General features: G+C 69.1%; 20 protein-coding genes and 1 tRNA gene. 11 read left to right on the forward strand and 10 right to left on the reverse strand.

Annotated elements, in window-relative coordinates; all coding sequences use genetic code 11:
- Positions 1 to 625 (reverse strand): allophanate hydrolase subunit 2 family protein (locus GX543_RS06040; protein ID WP_290850562.1); only part of this gene is annotated, 625 nt, incomplete at its 3' end.
- A gap of 47 nt (positions 626 to 672) precedes the next feature.
- Positions 673 to 1,416 carry a carboxyltransferase domain-containing protein gene (locus tag GX543_RS06045; protein ID WP_290850564.1) on the reverse strand — a complete coding sequence of 248 codons (744 nt, stop codon included), beginning with the start codon at positions 1,414 to 1,416 and terminating at the stop codon, positions 673 to 675.
- A 145-nt stretch (positions 1,417 to 1,561) separates the two neighbouring features.
- Here GX543_RS06045 and GX543_RS06050 point away from each other — a divergent pair, with 145 nt between their 5' ends.
- The 4 genes from GX543_RS06050 to GX543_RS06065 all read left to right on the forward strand — a co-directional run bounded on the left by GX543_RS06050 (position 1,562) and on the right by GX543_RS06065 (position 5,316).
- Positions 1,562 to 2,872 (forward strand): citrate synthase, encoded by a 1,311-nt coding sequence (locus GX543_RS06050; RefSeq protein ID WP_290850565.1) that lies wholly within the window; start codon positions 1,562 to 1,564, stop codon positions 2,870 to 2,872.
- 2 nt (positions 2,873 to 2,874) lie between these two features.
- Positions 2,875 to 3,231 (forward strand): FKBP-type peptidyl-prolyl cis-trans isomerase, encoded by a 357-nt coding sequence (locus tag GX543_RS06055; protein ID WP_290850567.1) that lies wholly within the window; start codon positions 2,875 to 2,877, stop codon positions 3,229 to 3,231.
- Between the two features lie 126 nt (positions 3,232 to 3,357).
- Complete coding sequence (locus GX543_RS06060; RefSeq protein WP_290850568.1) at positions 3,358 to 4,341, forward strand: oxidoreductase; 984 nt, start codon at positions 3,358 to 3,360, stop codon at positions 4,339 to 4,341.
- A 243-nt stretch (positions 4,342 to 4,584) separates the two neighbouring features.
- On the forward strand, positions 4,585 to 5,316 hold the full coding sequence (locus GX543_RS06065; protein WP_290850569.1) for an enoyl-CoA hydratase: 732 nt from the start codon (positions 4,585 to 4,587) through the stop codon (positions 5,314 to 5,316).
- 16 nt (positions 5,317 to 5,332) lie between these two features.
- Here the strand turns inward: GX543_RS06065 and GX543_RS06070 are convergent, their stop codons facing one another.
- Positions 5,333 to 6,652, reverse strand: coding sequence for a D-arabinono-1,4-lactone oxidase (locus GX543_RS06070; protein WP_290850570.1), 1,320 nt, complete (start codon positions 6,650 to 6,652; stop codon positions 5,333 to 5,335).
- On the reverse strand, positions 6,649 to 7,893 hold the full coding sequence (locus GX543_RS06075) for an alanine racemase (RefSeq protein WP_290850572.1): 1,245 nt from the start codon (positions 7,891 to 7,893) through the stop codon (positions 6,649 to 6,651). Before GX543_RS06075 ends, GX543_RS06070 begins: the two co-directional genes overlap by 4 nt.
- A gap of 138 nt (positions 7,894 to 8,031) precedes the next feature.
- On the opposite strand from GX543_RS06075, the gene GX543_RS06080 reads away from it, so the two are divergent.
- From GX543_RS06080 to GX543_RS06090, 3 genes are read left to right on the forward strand one after another with little or no spacing between them, the layout of a single operon-like run.
- Entirely contained in the window at positions 8,032 to 9,132 is a 1,101-nt protein-coding gene (locus tag GX543_RS06080) for an MBL fold metallo-hydrolase (protein WP_366929055.1), read from the forward strand.
- Complete coding sequence (locus tag GX543_RS06085; RefSeq protein ID WP_290850574.1) at positions 9,129 to 11,708, forward strand: HAD-IC family P-type ATPase; 2,580 nt, start codon at positions 9,129 to 9,131, stop codon at positions 11,706 to 11,708. The genes GX543_RS06080 and GX543_RS06085 overlap by 4 nt, the downstream gene beginning before the upstream one ends.
- A 34-nt stretch (positions 11,709 to 11,742) precedes the next feature.
- Positions 11,743 to 11,934, forward strand: a complete 192-nt coding sequence (locus GX543_RS06090) for an antitoxin (RefSeq protein ID WP_290850575.1) — start codon at positions 11,743 to 11,745, stop codon at positions 11,932 to 11,934.
- Between the two features lie 4 nt (positions 11,935 to 11,938).
- Here GX543_RS06090 and GX543_RS06095 read toward each other — a convergent pair whose 3' ends face one another.
- Positions 11,939 to 12,583 carry a DNA-3-methyladenine glycosylase gene (locus tag GX543_RS06095; protein WP_290850576.1) on the reverse strand — a complete coding sequence of 215 codons (645 nt, stop codon included), beginning with the start codon at positions 12,581 to 12,583 and terminating at the stop codon, positions 11,939 to 11,941.
- On the opposite strand from GX543_RS06095, the gene GX543_RS06100 reads away from it, so the two are divergent.
- Entirely contained in the window at positions 12,561 to 12,998 is a 438-nt protein-coding gene (locus GX543_RS06100; RefSeq protein ID WP_290850577.1) for an SRPBCC family protein, read from the forward strand. The genes GX543_RS06095 and GX543_RS06100 overlap by 23 nt on opposite strands.
- Before the next feature lie 32 nt (positions 12,999 to 13,030).
- On the opposite strand, the gene GX543_RS06105 is transcribed toward GX543_RS06100, so the two are convergent.
- Positions 13,031 to 13,639 carry a hypothetical protein gene (locus tag GX543_RS06105; protein WP_290850578.1) on the reverse strand — a complete coding sequence of 203 codons (609 nt, stop codon included), beginning with the start codon at positions 13,637 to 13,639 and terminating at the stop codon, positions 13,031 to 13,033.
- A gap of 112 nt (positions 13,640 to 13,751) precedes the next feature.
- Positions 13,752 to 13,824, reverse strand: a tRNA-Arg gene (locus GX543_RS06110).
- A 152-nt stretch (positions 13,825 to 13,976) separates the two neighbouring features.
- Here GX543_RS06110 and GX543_RS06115 point away from each other — a divergent pair.
- Positions 13,977 to 14,801, forward strand: a complete 825-nt coding sequence (locus tag GX543_RS06115; protein WP_290850580.1) for an SDR family oxidoreductase — start codon at positions 13,977 to 13,979, stop codon at positions 14,799 to 14,801.
- 27 nt (positions 14,802 to 14,828) lie between these two features.
- Here the strand turns inward: GX543_RS06115 and GX543_RS06120 are convergent, their stop codons facing one another.
- Entirely contained in the window at positions 14,829 to 15,590 is a 762-nt protein-coding gene (locus GX543_RS06120; RefSeq protein WP_290850582.1) for a 3'(2'),5'-bisphosphate nucleotidase CysQ, read from the reverse strand.
- A gap of 80 nt (positions 15,591 to 15,670) precedes the next feature.
- On the opposite strand from GX543_RS06120, the gene GX543_RS06125 reads away from it, so the two are divergent.
- Positions 15,671 to 16,555: a DNA-formamidopyrimidine glycosylase family protein gene (locus tag GX543_RS06125; RefSeq protein ID WP_290850584.1), complete on the forward strand. Its 885-nt coding sequence runs from the start codon at positions 15,671 to 15,673 to the stop codon at positions 16,553 to 16,555.
- A gap of 32 nt (positions 16,556 to 16,587) precedes the next feature.
- On the opposite strand, the gene GX543_RS06130 is transcribed toward GX543_RS06125, so the two are convergent.
- A complete protein-coding gene (locus GX543_RS06130) occupies positions 16,588 to 17,799 on the reverse strand; it encodes a DUF4185 domain-containing protein (RefSeq protein ID WP_290850586.1) in 1,212 nt (403 codons plus the stop codon).
- 145 nt (positions 17,800 to 17,944) lie between these two features.
- Entirely contained in the window at positions 17,945 to 19,231 is a 1,287-nt protein-coding gene (locus GX543_RS06135) for a DUF4185 domain-containing protein (RefSeq protein WP_290850587.1), read from the reverse strand.
- A 175-nt stretch (positions 19,232 to 19,406) separates the two neighbouring features.
- Here GX543_RS06135 and GX543_RS06140 point away from each other — a divergent pair, with 175 nt between their 5' ends.
- Complete coding sequence (locus tag GX543_RS06140) at positions 19,407 to 20,147, forward strand: SDR family oxidoreductase (protein ID WP_290850589.1); 741 nt, start codon at positions 19,407 to 19,409, stop codon at positions 20,145 to 20,147.
- Positions 20,148 to 20,174 lie beyond the last annotated feature (27 nt).

Raw genomic sequence — 20,174 nt, forward strand, 5'->3', positions numbered from 1 at the left:
CGTCGCGATGGAGTCGGACGCCGACGCGATTGCTGGCCGCGGCCACCGTCCAGCGGCCGATGGCGAGGCTGCCGAGATCCACGAGACGGTGGTGCCGCGGACCGGGCGCTGCGATCAGCTCCGTGACGTCGGGGAGGCTGCCGACCGGCGCGAACTCGGCGGCAGGCCATTCGTCGTCGTCGCGTCCCACCGCAAGGACGTCGCCGGGGTGCAGGGGCGGGGGACCGAGGCCGGACAACGTGTCGGTGGATCGGGAGTCGAGTTCCGGGGGCACGTCGACCCCGCCGCGCACCGCGACGTAGTTCCGGACGCCGCGCGCGGGCGCCAGGACCTCGATCAACTCGCCGTCGGCGACCCGCACCGCGCCGTGGCTGCCGACCTCGACGCCGTCGACCCGTACTCGAGTCGGCGGTCCGGTGACCGCGACCAAAAGGCCGCCGCGGGCCCGGGCCGACCATCCGCCGAGGGTCACCTCCACTGCCGCGGCGTGGGGGTGGTTGCCGACGAGGCGATTGGCCAGGGCGAACGACGGAAGGTCCGCCGCGCCGGAACGGGGGACACCGAGATGCGCGAATCCGGGACGTCCGAGGTCTTGGACGGTGGACAGCGGGCCGGTCGCGGTCACCGCCAAAGTGGGGCTTCCCGCATGTTCGAGGGCAAATGTGCTGCGTTTCACTTCGTGTTCTCTGACGTGGTCGGTGCCGAGGGGTCGGAGACGGTGCCTTCCGGCATCGCATCGAACCGGACGGTGGTGCCCGCGGTCAGGGTCGACGGGGGTGTGGCCCGGCTGTTCCACATGGTCAACGCCGTGCGGCCGAGCAGAAACCACCCGCCGGGGCTGCTGCGCGGGTACACCGCGCTGTAGCCGGCGGCGACCGCGACGGAGCCGGCAGGCACCGATGGTCGGGATTGGGAACGTCGGGTGATCGCGCGGAACAGGGCGGCGTCGTCCGGCGCGCTCGCGGGGTCGGGAACCAGGTAGCCGAAACCGGGCGCGAAACCCATGAACTGCACCCGCCAGAGAATTGCGCCGTGCGCCTCGACGAGCCGGTCGGTGCTGACGCCGAGGAGGTCGGCGGCCTCGGTGAGGTCGGCACCGTCGTACACCGTGGGAATCACCAGATGCGGTGCCTGAGAGGTGGCTTGCAGGTTACTGAACTGCGCTGTCGCGGTGGATCTTTCGCGTCGGGGCACGGTCCGTGCGATGCGTCGGACGGCGAGTTGGTCGAGGCCGGCCCCGGGGGGTGTTTCGATCAGCACGGTCCGGGCAGAAAGGACGATGTCGCACGGGGGGAGGCGACCGGATTCCAGAGCCGCTCGCAGGGCGCGAGCGCAGTCCTCGGCCGCACCTTCGGGCGACTCTTCGGTGCTGAAGTCGAGGAGGACGGCGTCGCTTCCCGCAGGTAGCTCTCGCATTCCAATAACTTAGCGGCTTATGAGTAAGCTGAGCACTCGACAGCCGTCGCAGGAGCCTCAGTGGGACCCTCATGCGGCGTCATGGTCGAACCACGACTAGGTTGTTACCCAGCAACTGCTCACCCGCGAGTTATAAGGGGTTTGTGTGTCCGTTGACAATGACGCGACCGAACAGACGACCGGCAAGTTCACCTACCCTGGTGGCGAGATCGACCTGCCGATCCTGAAGGCAACCGAGGGAAGCGATTCGGTCGCTCTGGGCCCTTTCCTCTCCCAGACCGGAATGACGACCTTTGACGGCGGTTTCGTCAACACCGCGTCGACCAAGTCTGCGATCACCTACATCGACGGCGACGCGGGCATCCTGCGCTACCGCGGCATCCCGATCGATCAGCTGGCCGAGAAGTCGACCTTCATCGAGGTCAGCTACCTGCTGATCTACGGTGAGCTGCCGACCCCGACCCAGCTCGACGATTTCGCCAACCGCATCCAGCGCCACACGCTGCTGCACGAGGACCTCAAGCGGTTCTTCGACGGCTTCCCGCGCAACGCGCACCCGATGCCGGTGGTCTCGAGCGCCGTCAACGCGCTGAGCGCCTACTACCAGGACTCGCTGGATCCCAAGGATCCCGAGCAGGTGGAGCTGGCGACCATCCGCCTCCTGGCGAAGCTGCCGACCATCGCGGCGTACGCGTACAAGAAGTCGCAGGGTCAGCCGTTCCTGTACCCGGACAACTCGCTGAGCCTGGTCGAGAACTTCCTGCGTCTCACCTTCGGCTTCCCGGCCGAGCCCTACGAGGTCGACCCCGACGTCGCCAAGGCGCTCGACATGCTGTTCATCCTCCACGCCGACCACGAGCAGAACTGCTCCACGTCGACCGTGCGCCTGGTCGGCTCGTCGCAGGCCAACCTCTTCACCTCGATCTCGGGCGGCATCAACGCGCTCTGGGGCCCGCTGCACGGCGGCGCTAACCAGGCCGTGCTGGAGATGCTCGACGAGATCCGTCTCTCCGGTGGCGACACCAAGGCCTTCATGAACAAGGTCAAGAACAAGGAAGACGGCGTGAAGCTCATGGGCTTCGGGCACCGCGTGTACAAGAACTACGACCCGCGCGCCGCGATCGTCAAGAAGACCGCCGACTCGATCCTGCAGACCCTCGGCGTGCAGGACGACCTGCTCGACATCGCCAAGGGCCTCGAAGAGGTCGCCCTCAACGACGACTACTTCATCGAGCGCAAGCTCTACCCGAACGTCGACTTCTACACCGGCGTCATCTACCGCGCGATGGGCTTCCCGACCCGCATGTTCACCGTGCTGTTCGCGCTGGGCCGCCTGCCCGGCTGGATCGCGCACTGGCGTGAGATGCACACCGACCCGACCACCAAGATCGGCCGCCCGCGTCAGCTGTACACCGGCTACACCGAGCGCGACTACGTCCAGATGGGGGACCGCTGACCATGAGCAAGCCCGAAGTGGACTTCCCGGAAGGTCCGGCCCCGTCGTCCCTCGAGATCACCGACCTGGTGATCGGTGAAGGCGTCGAGGCCCAGCACGGCGGCACCGTCGACGTGCACTACGTCGGCGTCGAGTTCGAGTCGGGCGAGGAGTTCGACTCGTCGTGGGACCGCGGCCAGTCGGCTCGCTTCCCGCTCGACGCCCTGATCCCCGGCTGGCAGGAAGGCATCCCCGGCATGAAGGTCGGCGGTCGTCGTCGCCTCGTGGTTCCGCCGGAGCTCGCCTACGGGCCGGCCGGCGCAGGCCACCGCCTGTCGGGCAAGACGCTGATCTTCGTGATCGACCTGCTCGGCGTCTGATCCACCAGAATTCATGACTGCACCCGTGTCGCCTCGGCGGCGCGGGTGCTGTCGTATCTGCACCCGGTTTGAACCCTGCAGATGGCTTCAACCCGGCACACCGCCTCAACGACTGGAGTACCCCGCATGACATTCACCGCGATGGTCGCCCGCGAGAACGACGGCGCAATCACCCTGGCCCGCGAAGAAGTCGCCGACAGCTTCCTGCCCGATGGCGACGTCACGATCCGCGTCGAGTACTCCAGCATCAACTACAAGGACGCGCTCGCGGTGACTCCGCGCGGCGGCGTGGTCCGCGACTATCCGATCATCCCGGGCATCGACATCGCGGGCGTGGTCGAGACGTCGTCGTCCGACGAGTTCGCGCCCGGCGACGCCGTGATGGCGCACGGCCACGACATCGGTACCGCGCGACACGGCGGCTATGCCCAGTACGCCCGGGTCAACGCCGATCAGGTCGTCAAGCTCGACGCGCTGTCCACCCGCGAGGCCGCGGCGATCGGCACCGCTGGATTCACCGCCGCGATGAGCGTGCAGGCCATCCTCGACGGCGGCTATCGCCCGTCCGACGGTCCGGTCCTGGTGACCGGTGCCAGCGGCGGTGTCGGCACGGTCAGCATCGACCTGCTGAATAAGTTCGGGTTCGACGTCGTGGCGTCCACGGGTAAGCCCGACACCGCTGCGCTGCTCACCGAACTGGGCGCGACCTCGGTGATCGGCAGGCTCCCGGACGATCCCGAGGCCAAGATTCGCCCGCTCGGCAAGCAGCAGTGGTCGGCCGCCGTCGACTGCGTCGGCGGTCAGACACTGGCGTACGTGCTCTCGAGCATCGACTACGGCGGCATCGTCGCCGCCAGCGGCCTCACCGGCGGCGCCGGCCTCGACACCACGGTGATGCCGTTCATCCTGCGCGGGGTGACCCTCGCGGGCATCGACTCGGTGCAGAAGGACATCGCCTTCCGTCGTGCCCTGTGGCAGCGCCTCGAGACCGACCTGCGCCCGCGCCACCTGGACCGGCTGATCACCGAGATCGGCCTCGACGACCTGCCCGGCACGCTGCAGACCATCCTCGCCGGCGGCGCGATCGGCCGGGGCGTCGTCAAGATCTAGTGCTGAAATCAGGCCGCCTGTGGCCGTCCGGCGGCGATTTGCCGTCGGAGAGCCGTGAGGAGGCTGATCTCAGCAGTGGCGCACCGCAGGCGGCGGCTGGTCGCTCGCCACGCTGGTCGAGCCGCCTCGGGACGTAGTCACGAAGCGTGTCGAGGCCGCGGTGGGCGCGAAGCCGTCGCCGACTCGGACTCTCGGACCGACCCCGACCGGCCGCGGGACGTTCGGCCCGGATAGCATGCCCGCATGATTGTGAGCAGCACCACCGGGAACGTGACGACCATCGAACTGGCTCGCGAGGAGAAGCGCAACGCTCTCAACGAGGCCATGGTGCAGGACCTCTCCCAGGCCTTCACCGCCGCCGTGGACGGCGGCGCCCGGGTGATCGTGCTGACCGGCCGCGGCAAGGTGTTCAGCGCGGGTGCCGACCTCTCCGGCCCGGTGTACGACGAGACCTTCCTCGATCAGCACGTCCGGCTCATCGAGCAGATCGAGGCCACCCCGGTCCCGGTCATCGCGGCGCTCAACGGCGCCGCGCTGGGCGCGGGCCTGCAGCTCGCCATGGCCGCCGACCTCCGGGTCCTGGTGCCGGAGGCCCTCGCGGGCATCCCGGCGGCCAAGATCGGCGTCGCGATCGACGAGTGGACGGTCCGTCGGCTCACGTCGCTGGTGGGCGCCGGAACCGCTGGCGGCATGCTGATCGGCTGCGATCCGCTGACCGCCGACCGGGCGCTCGCTCTCGGCTTCGCCAATCGCCTCGGCGGTCTGCACGAGGCCCAGCGGTGGGCGGCCGAGATCGCCGAGTTCGCCCCGCTGACCCTCCGTCACTACAAGATGGTGTTCAACGGCGACGGCGCCCGCGACGAGGCTCCGGCCGAGCGGGTGGCGGCCATGCGCGCGGCGTGGTTGAGCGAGGACGTGCAGGAAGCGCGTGCGGCGCGCGCCGAGAAGCGGCAGCCGGTGTTCACCGGGCGGTAGGAGCCCGAGACCGGCCCTACTCGCCCAGCGCCGTCCGCAGGTACGGGTTGGCGAACGTCCGCTGCGGGTCGAAGCGGTCGCGGACGGCGAGGAAGTCGTCGAAGCGGGGGTACACGCCGCGGAGGTAGTCCGCGTCGCGGGTGTGCATCTTGCCCCAGTGCGGACGACCGCCGTGCGCGATCATGACGTCCTCGATGTCGCGGAAGTAGGCCTGCGAGTCGGGGAGGTCGTCGCCGACGTAACGGTGCACCGCGATGTACCCGGTGGCACGACCGTGGGCGGTCGAGAGCAGCAGGTCGTCGGCGGCCGCGGCGCGAACCTCGATCGGGAAGCTCACCTTGTAGCCGCGGCGGTCGATGGTCGCGCGCACCTCGCGCAGCGCCTCCGGCACCGCTTCGAGCGGAATCGCGTACTCGATCTCGCGGAAGCGGACGTCGCGGTTGGAGATGAAGATCTTGTCGGACCGGTCGGTGTAGGTCCGCGCCGACAGGACGCGGCCCGCCAACTGATTGATGGTCGGCACCACCCGCGGCTGCTTGGCGCTGATCCCGCACAGCACCCGGTACAGGCGGTTGGAGATCAGCTCGTCGTCGAGGTAGCGCCGCGCCCTGCCGGGTCCCGAGGAGGGCGTGTCCGCGGGGAGACGGGTGTTGGTCTTGGTCAGCGCGCACGCGGTGTGCGGGAACCAGTAGAACTCGTAGTGGTCGATGTTCGCGACGTTGTCGAGGAAACCGTCGATGGTCTCGTCGGCGTCGGCGGGCGCCTCGACGGCCTGGATGGCGTAGGCGTCGACCAACTGCAGCGTGATGTCGGTGATGATGCCCAGCGCACCGAGGCCGAGGGCGGCGGCCTTGAGGTCGGGATCGTTCTCTCCGACGGTGCGGACCTGCCCGGTGCCGTCGACCAATGTGACGCCGCGGATCTGCGTGGAGATGCCGCCGAAGGCGCCGCCGGTGCCGTGCGTGCCGGTCGAGGTGGCGCCGGAGACGGTCTGGCGGTCCACGTCGCCGAGGTTGGTCATCGCCAGCCCGAGCGGCTCCAGGATGCCGGGGATCTGGTGCAGATTGGTGCCTGCGCCGAGGGTGATGCGCTTGTTCGGGAGATCGACGTCCCGAACGCCGCGGAATCCCGACATCGCGACCTGGACCCCGGGAGCGACGGCGATCTCGGAGAAGCTGTGTCCGGCGCCCACCGGCTTCACGGTCGCACCGCGTTCGGCGGCGGCGTGGACTGCGGCGGCCAGTTCGTCGATGCTCTGCGGAACCAGCAGGCTGTCGGGGGTGCACGATGCGGTGCCGCCCCAGTTGGTCCACTGCGCGGGTGCGGTCTTGGTCATACGAAACATCTTCCTTCTCCACGGTAGGTCGGCACGACGTCGACGACGTCGGCGCAGCCGTGAGCATCTCGTTGAATCAGGGCGACGCGGTCGGCGCGTTCGGCGACCTCGCCAGACTTGGTGTGGCGGAACCAGACTCGATCGCCGACGCGCAGCGTCCGCGCGGCCGGCCCGACCAGCGGGGTCTGTACCTCGCCCGCCGACTCCGTGCCGATGTACTCGAGTCCCTCGGGCCAGACCGGCTTGGGCAGTCGGTCCTCTCCGGGCGGCCCGGAGGCGATCCATCCGCCGCCCGCGCAGGTGACGATGTCGTCGTCGGGATGGCGCAGCACGTCGAGGCCGAAGGCCATGGCGGGAGCGGGCTTGAAGTGCCGGTAGTTGTCGAACAGGTGCCCGCCGAACAGTCCGGAGCCCGCGGCGATGTCGGTGACCGACGCATCCTTGGCAGTCTCCTCGAGAGACCCGGTACCGCCCGCGTTCACGAACTCCAGATCGGCGATCTGCCGCACCGCGGCGATCACCTTGCCGCGGCGGTGGCGGATCTCGGTCATCGACACCGCTTGAACGGCGCTCACGGCGGTGTTCATCGCGAACTTGCCCGCCACGCCGTTGCCGAGGCCTGCCACCTGTGCCTCGTACGACATCACCCCGACGAGATCGAAACCGTCGCGCCCGACGATGGTGCGGGCGAGTGCGGTGGCCTGCTGCAGGGAGTGGACGGGGGAGCGGCGCACGCCCAGGTGCACGCGGCCGCCGACCGCACGCAGCGAGGCGTCGAGATCGATCGCGACGCGGACGCTCGGGCGGCGCGCGGGCGGGACTACGGCGTCGACCAGGTCGAGCTGGTCGGGGTCGTCGACCAGCAGGGTGACACGGCGGCACGCGAGCTCGTCGGCGAACAACGCGGCGAGCGCCTCGCGCTTGACCGTCGGATAGCCGAGCAGGACGTCGGAGACCCCGGACTCGGTGGCCAGCCAGTGGGCTTCGGCGACGTCGAAGGCGAGGACGCCTGCGTAACCGGGACGGTCCAGGACACGCTCGATCATCGAGCGCACGCGCAGTGACTTCGAGGCGACGCGAATCGGGACGCCTGCGGCGCGGCGATGCAGGTCGGCGATATTGTGATCGAGTAGGTCGAGGTCGAGGGCGAGCACGGGGGCGTCGAGCCCAGCGCGGCGGACGGCGTCGTCGATCGCGGCCCAGTCGGGCGTTGCGATGCCGCTCGCGGGGGTGTCGGTCACGGGCACTCCGTTCTTGGCGATGACTTCTGACGATCGAGAAGTTGATCGAATGATCAACTCCTGGTGAAACCAGCATAGGGCATGGCGGAGTGGAAAATGTGCTCCGAGCCACTGCCGCGGCTTGACTATCCTGGTCGAGTGACCTTCAAAACGCCCGCGCTGCGTCTGCCGCGACCCGCCCCGCTGTACGCCATGGGCGCCTCCGCCGAGGCGATCGCGGAGACCACGGGAGCCTCGCGGTTCCTGGTCGACGGCACGTTTGCCAATCTCGACGCCGCGTCCGCCACGATGGACGGTCCCGGCTTCGACACGGCCGTCGACATGTTGCGGCGGCCCGGCAGACCGAACGGCACGATTCCGGTCCTCCGGCCCGACTTCACCGCCGTCCCGCACGACCTCTCGGTCACCTGGCTCGGGCACGCGACGGCGGTCGTCGACCTCGACGGGGTCCGGATGGTGACCGATCCGGTGCTGTCGGCGCGGTGCTCGCCGTCGCAACTGGTGGGCCCCAAGCGCATGCATCGGGCGCCGCTGGCCGCGAGCGGCCTGCCCGACCTCGACGTGGTGGTGATCAGCCACGACCACTACGACCACCTCGACACCCCGAGCATCCGGGCCATCGCCGCCACCCAACCGCAGGCGGTCTTCGTGGTGCCGGTCGGGGTGGCCGCGCACTTGATGGCGTGGGGCGTCGACGCGTCGCGGATCCACCAGGCCGACTGGTTCCAGGACGTCCAGCTCACCGTCCGCGGCACCACCATCGCCTTCCACGCCGTGCCCGCGCGCCATTTCTCCGGCCGCGGCCTGTCGCGCAACCTGACGCAGTGGGTCAGCTGGGCGATCGTCGGACCGAAGCACCGCGTCTTCTTCTCCGGCGACACCGGGTTCACCGAGTCGTATCAGCAGACCGGTGCCGATCACGGCCCGTTCGACGTCAGCCTGATCGCGGTGGGCGCCTACGATCCCGCGTGGCCCGACATCCACCTCAATCCAGAGGAGGGCGTCACCGTCCACGGCATGCTCAACACGGGGACCAAGGGGGCGCTGCTGGTGCCGATCCATTGGGGTACTTTCAATCTGGCGCGACACCCGTGGGCCGACCCGATGCGTCGGCTGAGCGCCGAGGCGAGTCGAGTGGGGGTCGAGATCTGCGTGCCCCGGCCCGGTTCCACGTTGATGCCGGACAGCCGCACCGGCACGGCCTTTTTCGACCAGACCTGGTGGGAGCGATGCGCATGACGATCTCGACGACGACGGGCCGCGATCCGGGACTCACCGCGGCGGAGGTCGCCGAGCGCGTGGCCGCAGGGCAGGCCAACGTGACCGCCGACAAGTCCGGCCGGTCCATCGCCGACATCGTCAAGGCCAACGTCTTCACCCGGATCAACGCGATTCTCGGCGTGCTGTTCGTGATCGTCGCGTCCACCGGGTCGTTCATCAACGGCCTGTTCGGTCTGCTGATCATCGCCAACAGCGGCATCGGCATCATCCAGGAGGTCCGGGCCAAGCGGACACTCGACCGGTTGGCGATCGTCGGTCAGGCCCGACCGGTGGTCCGTCGCGACGGCGTCGCCGCCGAGATCGCGTCCGACGAGGTGGTCCTCGGCGACATCATCGAACTCGGCCCCGGCGATCAGGTGATCGTCGACGGCGAGACCATCGAGTCCGAGTCCCTCGACATGGACGAGTCGCTGCTGACCGGTGAAGCCGACGCCGTCGACAAGGCGCTCGGCGACGAGATCATGTCCGGCAGCTTCGTGGTGTCCGGTTCGGGCGCCTACCGCGCCACCAAGGTCGGCGCCGACTCCTACGCCAACAAGCTGGCCGCCGAGGCCTCCAAATTCACCCTCGTCTCGTCGGAGCTCCGCTCGGGCATCGACCAGATCCTCAAGGTGATCACCTGGCTGCTGATCCCCGCGGGCATCCTCACCATCGTCAATCAGCTGTTCATCAGCCAGAACGGGCTGCGCACCGCGCTGCTCGGGATGGTGGCCGCGCTGGTGCCGATGGTTCCCGAGGGCCTGGTGCTGATGACCTCGATCGCTTTCGCGGTCGGTGTGGTCCGGCTCGGGCAGCGCCAGTGCCTGGTCAACGAACTGCCGGCCATCGAGGGGCTGGCGCGTGTCGACATCGTCTGCACCGACAAGACCGGCACCCTCACCGAGAACGGCATGCGGCTGTCGGAGGTGCGCCTGGTCGACGAAGCAACAGGCAGCGGGGTCACAGGCAGCGGGGGCGTCTCGCAGCAGCAGGTGGAGGAGGCGCTCGCGTCGATCGCCGCGCACGACCCCCGCCCCAACGCCAGCATCCAGGCGATCCAGGAGGCCTTTCCCGACGCCCCGGACTGGACCACGTCGTCGATCCTGCCGTTCAGCTCGGCCAACAAGTTCTCCGGCATGTCCCTCCAGGACGCGACCGGCGCCGCGAAGGGCAACTGGCTCATCGGCGCGCCCGACGTGCTGCTGGACCCGGCCACCGAGACCGCACAGCTGGCCTCGGATCTCGGCTCCACTGGGCTGCGGATCCTCCTCGTCGCCACCACCGACGTCCCCGTCGACACCGCGCCGACCGGCGACTCCAACGTCCCCGGAACGCTGGTCCCGACCGCACTGGTGGTGCTTGAGCAGCGGGTGCGTCCCGATGCCCGCGACACCATCAAGTACTTCGAATCGCAGCACGTGGCCGTCAAGATCATCTCCGGCGACAATGCGCGGTCGGTGGGCGCCGTCGGTCAGTCGCTCGGCCTGGGCGACCCCGACACCGCCGTCGACGCCCGCGACCTGCCGACCGGTGATGACGAGTTGGCAGGGGTCATCGCCGAGGCCGACGCCTTCGGACGCGTCCGCCCCGACCAGAAGCGCGCCATGGTCAAGGCCCTGCAGGCCCAGGAGCACACGGTCGCGATGACCGGCGACGGCGTCAACGACGTGCTCGCCCTCAAGGACGCCGACATCGGCGTCGCGATGGGGGCCGGCTCGTCGGCCGCCCGCTCGGTGGCGCAGATCGTTCTGCTCGACAACAAGTTCGCCACCCTGCCGTACGTGGTCGGCGAGGGCCGACGCGTCATCGGCAACATCGAGCGCGTCTCCAACCTGTTCCTCACCAAGACCGTCTACGCGGTGCTGCTGGCGCTGCTGATCGGCGGTGCGGGTCTGCTGGCGAAGATCTTCGGGTGGGAGCCGGTAAGCTACCCGTTCCAGCCGATCCACGTGACGATCTCCGCGTGGTTCACCATCGGCATCCCGGCGTTCGTGCTGTCGCTGGCCCCCAACAACGAGCGCGCCAAGACCGGCTTCGTCCGCCGCGTCCTGACCCAGGCCGTGCCGAACGGCATCATCGTCGGCCTGGCCACGTTCGTCTGCTTCCTGATCGTCAACCGTGACTACTCGGCCGTGCTCGGCGGCTACGTCTCCGGCGTGGCCACCGACCCCAGCACCGGCCTGGCCGCGGTCGCCAACGCCACCCAGACGCTCGGCGCGATCCAGATGCAGGCGGCTACGGCGGCGCTCGCGACGATGATCGCGATCGCGGTGTACGTCCTCGTGGTGGTCGCGCGGCCCTACAACTGGTGGAAGATCGTCCTGCTGGCGGTCTCGGTGGGCGCCTACGTGCTGATCTTCACGCTGCCGTTCACCCAGCGCCTGTTCCACCTCGATTCGTCCAACGGCCAGATGATGGCGGTGGCGGGCGTCTGCGCGGCCGTTGGCATCGTCGCCGTCGAGATCTCCACCCAGGTGCTGAACCGGTACCTGGAGCGACGGAACAAACTGCGTGAGCATCGGATCGCGCTGGAGCTGGAATCGTCGGACTCCTAGCGACGGAGTCGGAGGCACGAAGTACGCTTTCGGTATGAACCTCAAGGGAATCATCGACAAGGCCAAGGCCGCACTGAAGTCCAACCCCGATCTGATCGAGAAGGGCGGCGACGCGATCGACAAGGCGACCGGCAACAAGTACGCCTCGCACGTCGACAAGGCGCAGGACGCCGCACGCAAGGCCGTCGGCGCTCAGGACCAGCCGAAGAACGACCAGCAGCAGTAGTCGATCACGCGGCGGGGTGTCGCCGATACGCCGAGACCGACGGCTCGCCGTCGATCCAGAACCGCCACGGGCGGTCGGCGGCCATGCGCACCCCGACGCGAGGTCCCGCCGCGATCCGATCCGCGGCGATTCCTCCGGGACCGGGCAGCAGATGCACGCCCGTCCCGTCGAGCAGATCGGTGGCCAGATCGGCCTTGGTGATGCCGAGCGCCCGTGCCAGATTGCCCGGGCCGCGGGCCAGCAGCCGATCGGCGACGTCTCCCCGTCGCGCACGCGCCGCCTCGATGCCCTCCACCACGATCCCCGCTCGCAGCAGCACTGCGGACCCCTGGCCCTCCGGGCTCGTCACGATGTTCGCGCAGTGGTGCGTATGGATCTGATACACGTACAGCCGGTGCGGCGGACCGTACATGATCGCCGACCGCGGCGTCCGCGTGAACGCGTGCGAGGCGGGGTCGTCCGGCCCGTTGTAGGCTTCCACCTCGGTGATCAGCAGGGTGGCGCCGTGTCCTACCAGGCGGCGGCCCAGCAGGCCGCGCGCCGCGGCGAGGACCGCGGGAGATTCTTCGACGACTCCACCGCCCAGATCTGCCTGTGACGGTTGGTTCCAGTTAGGGTCTATAGCCATGGCGAAGACCAGTGACTCCATTCATCTCGCACTCTCCCCGGAGGATACCTTCGAGTGCGCCGCAGACCTGACCCGCTACGACGACTGGCTGGTGCTCCACGACGGCTGGCGCAGCGAACTGCCCGCGCCGAGCGAACTGCGGAAGGGTAGCAAGCTGTCGTCCGTGGTCACGGCCAAGGGCACCCGGGTCCGGTTCGCGTGGGAGATCGAGAAGTTCAACCGCCCCAACGAAGTGGTCCTCAAGGGCAGCGGCAAGGGCGGCGTCAAGGCCAAGATCAACCTGCTCGTGGAACCCGACGGCGACGGATCCAAGATCACCTTCCTCATCGACCTCGGCGGACTGCCGCTGATGGGTCCGGTCGGCAAGGCTGCCGCACTGGCGGTGAAGAGCGATATCAGCAAGTCACTCACCAAGTTCAACGAGATCTTCGGCTGAGCGAGTCGCGTGCGTCGTAGAACGCGGGCCGGTCAGCCGGCGTCGTCGGCGGCCGCCTCGAAACCGCCGTTCTCGGCGGTCAGCGTGGTCGCGAACCACACATCGGGTACGACGGCCGCGTAGTCGGTGTCGGCGGGAAGGTAGAACACTCCGGTCTCGGTGACCGCCTTGATCGGGTAGCCGTCCGGGGCGGTCATCGGATCGCCGAGCAGGGGGCGCGATGCGCCGATCGGCAGCGGCACAGTGCCGCCCTCGGACGGCACGCGCGCGCCGGGGCGAACCGGTGCGGCGGCCGCGGCGGCGAGTTCCTCGGCGCGAGCGATCGCTTCGGCGGCACTCGACTCGCGTCCCGAGGCGAGAGCCTTCAGCCGAGCGTCCCGCTCCGGGGTGAGGGGCGGGAAGCCGGGCCCGGTGGCGGGGACGACCGCCGCGAAGTCGTAGTCGTCGTGGCCGCGCAGCCACACGGCGATCAGGGCGACCACGGGCAGCACCAGCAGGAGCATCCACCACCAGGGCGAGATGCCGCTGCTCGATCCCTCGGTCGCACCGCTGCTCGCGTACGCGGGAGCGGGGACGAGCATCGCGGCGGTGGCTACCGCGGATGCGAGTCCAAAGGTGAGGGCGCGGCGTCGCGTCGTCATCACTGGCGGATCCTCCTGGCTCGGTCGCACGATTGGTGCTTCGCTGTAAAACCTTAGACACCCGGTGCCGCAGCGCGCGCGGGACCGTGGCAATCGAGTGGGGGTATCAGAGTGCTCCCGGCAGGATTCGAACCTGCGACACCCGCTTTAGGAGAGCGGTGCTCTATCCCCTGAGCTACGAGAGCGTGGACGATCGCGGTGCGCGATCCGTCGCCTGCCGCGGCGGCCGAGATGGGGACGCGGCCACCGCTCGGAGAAGTCTACGTGAGGGACGACTCACCGCTGCCGCGCCGGTGTCGTTCGACGTGCCGCGCGCACCTCCGACTACCGTGGTGCCATGACCAAATCGATCACCGGGCAGCGGACTGTGCTGGTCACCGGGGCAAGCAGTGGAATCGGCGAAGCCGTTGCGCGACAGTTCGTTGCGCTGGGGCACAAGGTGTACGGCACCAGTCGGAACCCCGACACCGTGAAGAACCCGATTCCCGGCGTCACCTACGTCCGCCTGGACAACGAGGACTACGCGTCGGCCCAGGAGTGCGCCGAGACCGTCGGTGACCTGGACATCCTGATCAACAACGCCGGCGAGAGCGCCGCGGGGGCGTTCGAGGACACCCCGATGGACGCCGTGGAGCACCTGTTCAAGGTCAACGTGTTCGGTCCGGTGGCGCTCACCAAGGCGGTCCTGCCGCGGATGCGGCAGCGTCGCACCGGAACCATCGTGATGGTCGGCTCCATGCTCGCGAGCTTCCCGGTGGCCTTCCGCACCAACTACGCCGCCACCAAGTCGGCGCTCAAGGGCTATGCGATGGCGCTGCGCCGCGAGGTGGCGCCCTACGGCATCCGGGTGACGACGGTGGAGCCGGGAACCATCGCGACTGGCATCGGCGATCGCCGCACCATCCATATCGAGCCCGACTCGGTGTACCGCGAGGAGTACGAGACCGTCGCCGCGGCGACCCGCCGCAACGAGGGCAAGGGCATCTCGTCGGAGGCGATGGCCGAGAAGATCGTCGAAGCCGCGCTGGCCGACTCGCCGAAGCCGCTGTATGCGCGCGGCAACCGTGCGCCGATCGTGTTCACCCTGCAGCGCCTGGTTCCGCGCCAACTGGTGCTCGACCTGACGGCCCGGGTGCACGGATTGTCGAAGATTCGGGGCTGACTCAGCGCATCGTCCTCTAGTGCAACCTCACCAGGGCGACGCGACGGCGTCGAGCGCGGCGTCGGCGAGTTCTGGGCGGCAGATGAGGAAGTCGGGCATGTAGGCGTGCGCGGTGTTGTAGACGATCGGGCTGCCGTCGAGCCGCGAGCAGTGCAGGCCCGCGGCGAGCGCGACACCCACCGGCGCGCAGTTGTCCCACTCGTACTGGCCGCCGGAGTGCACGTAAGCGTCGGCGTCACCGCGGACCACGGCCATCGCCTTGGCCCCGGCCGAACCGATGCGGACCGGTTCGAGGCCGAGCCGGTCGGCCACCGCCGCCGAATGGTAGGAGTGCCCGTACCGCGAGACCGCGAGGCGTCCGCTCAGCGGACCGTCGGACGCGGGGACGTCGTCGCTGCGGAACAGTTGGTCCTTGGCCGGGAGCGAGACCGCGGCGACCGCGGGGGCGCCGTCGACGGCCAGCGCGACGTGCACCGCCCAGTCGGAGGTGCCCATCGCGAACTCGCTGGTCCCGTCGAGCGGATCGATGATCCAGACGCGGCTGGCGGTGGAGCGATCGCCGACGTCCTCGGCTTCCTCGGACAGCACCGCGTCGCGGCCGCGGTGGCGGCGCAGCACGGTGGAGATCCACGCCTGCGCCATGGCATCGCCGACATCGCCCGCGAGGTGCCCAGTCAGCAGGTCGCGGTGGCGGATGCCGAGCAGGATCTGTCCCGCGCCTTCGGCGATGTGCGCAGCCAACTCGGCGTCGGAGAGCGCCGTCGGGGATGCGGGGGAGGTCGGACGCATCCTCCAACTAGAACACACCGCGACAACCGGTCCGCACGAACCACCGTGAGAATGTCGGACGGCGGGCGCACACTGGGACCATGCCGGAGCTCCCCGAAGTCACCGCCATCGCGACCTTCCTCGACTCGCGTGCCGCCGGACTGCCGATCCGTCGGGTCGACGTCGCCTCGCTCGCCGTGCTCAAGACCGCCGATCCGCCGTACACGGCGCTCGCCGGCAGGACGGTGTCGGCGGTCGACCGCATCGGCAAGTATCTGGTGATCCGCACGGTCCCCGGACCCGACGGCGGCGACCCCGAGATCGATCTGGTGATCCATCTGTCGCGCGCGGGCTGGGTGCGGTGGAGCGAATCGCTCGCGCCGGCGCCGCCGAAGCCCGGCGGCAAGGGGCCGATCGCCCTGCGCGTGCACTGCGGACTGCCGGGCGAGGGCTTCGACGTGACCGAGGCGGGCACTCAGAAGCGACTGGCCGCGTGGATCGTCAGGGACACCGCCGAGGTCGAACGGATCGCGACGCTGGGCCCGGACGTCCTGAGCTTGAGCCGCGACGGGTTCGCTGCGATTCTGAGCGGCAGCGGCGCCCGCATCAAGAATCTGCTGACCGATCAGCGGGTGATCTCCGGCGTCGGCAACGCGTACTCGGACGAGATCCTGCACGTCGCCGAACTCTCGCCGTTTGCGACAGCCAAGAACCTCGACGAGGCGTCGGTCACCCGGCTCCACGAGGCGGTGCGATCGGTGCTGCTCGGTGCCGTCGAACGTCTCGAAGGGCAAGAGGTGGCACGACTGAAGTCCGAGAAGCGCACGGGGCTGCGGGTGCACGCGCGGACCGGTCTGCCGTGCCCGGTGTGCGGCGACGTGGTCCGCGAGGTCTCGTTCGCCGACCGTTCGTTCCAGTACTGCGCGACGTGTCAGACCGGCGGCAAGGTGCTGGCCGACCGCCGGATGTCCCGGCTCCTGAAGTAGCGGCCGAGAGGGAGCGCGTCAGCGGTGGCGAATCAGCGGCGGACGGTGGTGCGAACCAGCATCACGTTGTAGTCCTCCCACCGGGTGCCGTTGAAGTACAACTCCGGTCCGGTGCCGCGCAGCGCGGGCGAGGTCGGCAGCATCATCGGGGCGTACAACTCCAGCCCGGCCGGCGCCACCCGGCGCGGCGGGCTCCACGGTCCCTGCGGGCGCGCGGCGGTCCGCAGCAGGACGCCGCGCGGGCTGTCGAGCATCACGTAGCGGTTCAGGTACGGGCTCCACGACACCGACAGTTCGGTGACCGGGCCGCGGACGATTGGCCGCGCGGCGTCGGGAGAACCGACCCACGCGCCACCGTTCCAGTACTGGTACCGACTGCGGTCGAGGATGTCGTTCGCGCGGAAGCGGGCGACGTACGCCGAGCCGAAGCGGCCGTTCGGCGTGCCGTACTGGTACACCCACCCGGCGTCGGCTCCGCCGCCCTTGGCGTATGCGCTCTGCTGGAACTTGGCGTCGCCCGCCTGGAATGACGGCCAGTCCGCGGGCGTCGGAATCGAGATCCCCGCGTTGACGCGGATGGACTGCCGCGGGGTGTACCAGCTGCGACCGTTGTTGTTCGAGACGGCGATCGCGGAGTAGTTGGTGTACCAGATGCTGGGCGGGCCCCAGGCGCGCACGGACATGTAGTTGACGTACTGCTTGCCGCCGATCGAGATGCCCGCGGTGGGGATGGCGGTCTTCTCGATGCCCTCGACTCCGACCGCGCCGAACATCTCGCGGGCGAAGCCGCGACCGTTGATGCGCAGACCGTCGGCCAGGTTGCCGTCGGTGGAGCGGAGCAGGACGTTGTGTCGCCACTGCTGGTCGCCGGAGAGGCAGTTGCCGAACGTGTCGCCGAAGGCCATCAGCGTCTCGCCGCGACCGTTGTCCCACGCGACGCCGACATCGGTGCCGGAGATCCCGAATCGCGTGAAGGTCTGATTGCGGCTCTTGGGTCCGGTGACCCAACCGATGGTCCTGGTGCCGCCGGCGTCGTACGCGGGCATCGCCTTCTGCGGGCCGATCGCCGAGCCGCCGCGCGGGAACAGCTTGTTGACGATCGGAATCGGGATGCCGGTGCCGCTGTTGCTGCAGGCACGGGCCTGTGCGACGGGCGCGGTCACCACCAACGGCGCCGACACTGTGGCGCAGGCGACGAGGGCACCGGTGACGAGGGCGGTGAGGGAGCGGGACGACAATCGCATGGCACTCGATCCGTGAAGTGAGGTTCGCGTTCTTACCTTCGTATCAGCTGGACGGGGGACTCCGGAGGATCCTGGCCGATCTGTTATCCCCGGGGGACCGACGGTTATTTCCCGGGCAGTGGGGGCGCAAGCCCGGCGGGACCGACTACCGTCGCAGGGTGGTCCGCATCAGCACCACGTTGTAATCGGCCCACAGGCTGCCGTTGTAATACAGCTCCGGACCGGTGCCGAGGAGCGCGGGCGAGTGCGGAAGCATCATCGGCGCGTAGATCCCGTAGGTGGGGCGCACCAGGTTACGCGGCAGACTCCACGGACCCTCGGGGCGGTCGGCGGTCCGCATCTGGAGGCCGGTCGGGGGGCTGTGGAGCATGATGTACTTGCCGAGATACTCGCTCCACGCCACCGATAATTCGGTCACCGGCGCCCCGAACACCTTGGGTGCGTTCGTGTCCGGGATCGCGTCGATCGAATTCGCCCAGGTCGATCCGGTCCAGTACTCGTAGCTGCTCAGATCGAGGATGTCGTCGGGGCGGAATCGAGCGAGGTAGGCCGAGCCGAAGCGGCCGTTCGGGGTGCCGAACTGATAGATCCAACCGCTGTCGGCACCGTGCCCGGCGACGTATGCGCTCTGCTGAAACTTGGCGTTGTTGGCTTTGACCTCGGGCAGGTCGGGCGGCAGCGGCACGGTGACCCCGGCGTTCACGCGCAGCGTGTCCAGCGGGGTGCTCCACGTCTGGCCGTTGTCCGACGAGACGGCGATGGCCGAGAAGTTGGTGTCCCACCTGCCCGCCGAACCCCATGCGCGCACCGACATGTAGTTCATGTACTGCTTGCCGTCGATGGAGATGCCGGAGGTCGGGATGGTGGTGACCTCAACGCCGGACCAGCCGATCGCGTCGATCATCTGGCGGGCCATGTTCGGTGCGGCCGCCGACACCGAGGCTCCGGAGGTGACGACGCCCGGGATGCCGTCGGCCACGGTGAGCCCGTCGGCGAGGTCGTTGTCGTCGGTGCGCAGGAGGACGTTGTGGCGCCACTGGTTCCCGGGTGCGGAGCAGTTGCCGAAGGTGTCGCCGAAGGCCATCAGGGTCTGACCGGAGCCGTTGTCCCAGGCGGCGCCGATGTCCGTGCCCGAGATGCCGAAGCGAGTGAGGGTCCTGTTCTCGCTGCGCGGTCCGGTGACCCAGGCGATGGCCTTGGTGGTCCCGTTGTTGAAGTACGGGAGCGGGCCCTGCGGGCCCTCCGGAGGGCCCTCCGGGTTCGACGAGCCGAGCGATCCGAAGCTGGGGAGCGGCACTCCCGACGAGCCGTTGGATGTGCTCCCGCAGGGCGCGGCCGTCGCGGTCCCGGTGAACGGTGCCACCAGGGCGGTCGCGGTCAGCGCAGCGCAGGTCGCAGCGGTGGTGGCGGCTCGAACGAGACGGCGGCGCATGCGCGGCTCCCGGAAGGTCGTAGTCACGGTGGCCGCGGCGCGTTGAGTCGCGCGAGGGTGTGACGGAAGTGATTAGAGTGACTAAAGGGAATCATGTCCGACTTGGCTGATCCAACAGAACGGCGGTCACGATCCGGTATCGACCGGGCGACCGGAGTGCGTTAGATTCGGGCGCATGACGCGCGAGAAGATCATCATCACGGGAGCGAGCTCGGGCCTGGGCGAGGGCATGGCACGCGAGTTCGCCCGGCGCGGAAGGAGTCTCGGGCTGGCCGCGCGCCGCCTGGACCGGCTGGAGGCGCTCGCCGCCGAGCTCGAGCCGGCCGCCGGGAAGGTCGCCGTGGCGCAACTCGACGTGACCGACCTCGACGCCGTGCCCGTGGCCTTCGAGCAGTTGGCCACTGAGTTGGGCGGGGTCGACCGGGTGATCGTGAACGCCGGGCTCGGCAAGGGGGCGCGGATCGGCACCGGCAAGGCCGCCGAGAATCTGGAGACCGTGCAGACCAATCTGGTCGGTGCGCTCGCCCAGATCGAGGCCGCCATGGAGATCTTCCGTCGCCAGCAGAGCGGGCACCTGGTGCTCGTCAGTTCGATGAGTGCGGTGCGTGGGCTCCCGAAGGCGCAGGCCGCCTATTCGGCGTCGAAGGCCGGGCTGTCGGCGCTGGGGCAGGGTCTGCAGGCGGAACTGGCGGGCAGTCCCATCAAGGTCACGGTCCTCCTGCCCGGCTACATCGAGACCGACATCAACAAGGGCGTCAAGACGTCGATGCTGACCGACACGGACACCGGGGTGGCGGCGATGGTCGCGGCCATCGAATCCGAGCGTGCTCGCGCCGCTGTCCCGTCGTGGCCGTGGACCCCGATCTCCTGGGCGCTGCGGTACCTGCCGGATGCGGTCACCGCGCGGATGGTCTAGCAGGCCCACGAGCCGCGGGTTGGGTGG

It is taken from the genome of Gordonia sp. (in: high G+C Gram-positive bacteria) (genome assembly GCF_012515855.1).
Classification (GTDB): domain Bacteria; phylum Actinomycetota; class Actinomycetes; order Mycobacteriales; family Mycobacteriaceae; genus Gordonia.

What these genes read in the sequence shown, in the direction of transcription:
- GX543_RS06045 (WP_290850564.1), bottom strand. Translation starts at nt 1,416, where the DNA reads ATGCGAGAGCTACCTGCGGGAAGCGACGCCGTCCTCCTCGACTTCAGC.
- GX543_RS06055 (WP_290850567.1), top strand. Translation starts at nt 2,875, where the DNA reads ATGAGCAAGCCCGAAGTGGACTTCCCGGAAGGTCCGGCCCCGTCGTCC.
- GX543_RS06060 (WP_290850568.1), top strand. Translation starts at nt 3,358, where the DNA reads ATGACATTCACCGCGATGGTCGCCCGCGAGAACGACGGCGCAATCACC.
- GX543_RS06065 (WP_290850569.1), top strand. Translation starts at nt 4,585, where the DNA reads ATGATTGTGAGCAGCACCACCGGGAACGTGACGACCATCGAACTGGCT.
- GX543_RS06070 (WP_290850570.1), bottom strand. Translation starts at nt 6,652, where the DNA reads ATGACCAAGACCGCACCCGCGCAGTGGACCAACTGGGGCGGCACCGCA.
- GX543_RS06085 (WP_290850574.1), top strand. Translation starts at nt 9,129, where the DNA reads ATGACGATCTCGACGACGACGGGCCGCGATCCGGGACTCACCGCGGCG.
- GX543_RS06090 (WP_290850575.1), top strand. Translation starts at nt 11,743, where the DNA reads ATGAACCTCAAGGGAATCATCGACAAGGCCAAGGCCGCACTGAAGTCC.
- GX543_RS06100 (WP_290850577.1), top strand. Translation starts at nt 12,561, where the DNA reads ATGGCGAAGACCAGTGACTCCATTCATCTCGCACTCTCCCCGGAGGAT.
- GX543_RS06095 (WP_290850576.1), bottom strand. Translation starts at nt 12,583, where the DNA reads ATGGAGTCACTGGTCTTCGCCATGGCTATAGACCCTAACTGGAACCAA.
- GX543_RS06105 (WP_290850578.1), bottom strand. Translation starts at nt 13,639, where the DNA reads ATGACGACGCGACGCCGCGCCCTCACCTTTGGACTCGCATCCGCGGTA.
- GX543_RS06115 (WP_290850580.1), top strand. Translation starts at nt 13,977, where the DNA reads ATGACCAAATCGATCACCGGGCAGCGGACTGTGCTGGTCACCGGGGCA.
- GX543_RS06120 (WP_290850582.1), bottom strand. Translation starts at nt 15,590, where the DNA reads ATGCGTCCGACCTCCCCCGCATCCCCGACGGCGCTCTCCGACGCCGAG.
- GX543_RS06125 (WP_290850584.1), top strand. Translation starts at nt 15,671, where the DNA reads ATGCCGGAGCTCCCCGAAGTCACCGCCATCGCGACCTTCCTCGACTCG.
- GX543_RS06130 (WP_290850586.1), bottom strand. Translation starts at nt 17,799, where the DNA reads ATGCGATTGTCGTCCCGCTCCCTCACCGCCCTCGTCACCGGTGCCCTC.
- GX543_RS06135 (WP_290850587.1), bottom strand. Translation starts at nt 19,231, where the DNA reads ATGCGCCGCCGTCTCGTTCGAGCCGCCACCACCGCTGCGACCTGCGCT.
- GX543_RS06140 (WP_290850589.1), top strand. Translation starts at nt 19,407, where the DNA reads ATGACGCGCGAGAAGATCATCATCACGGGAGCGAGCTCGGGCCTGGGC.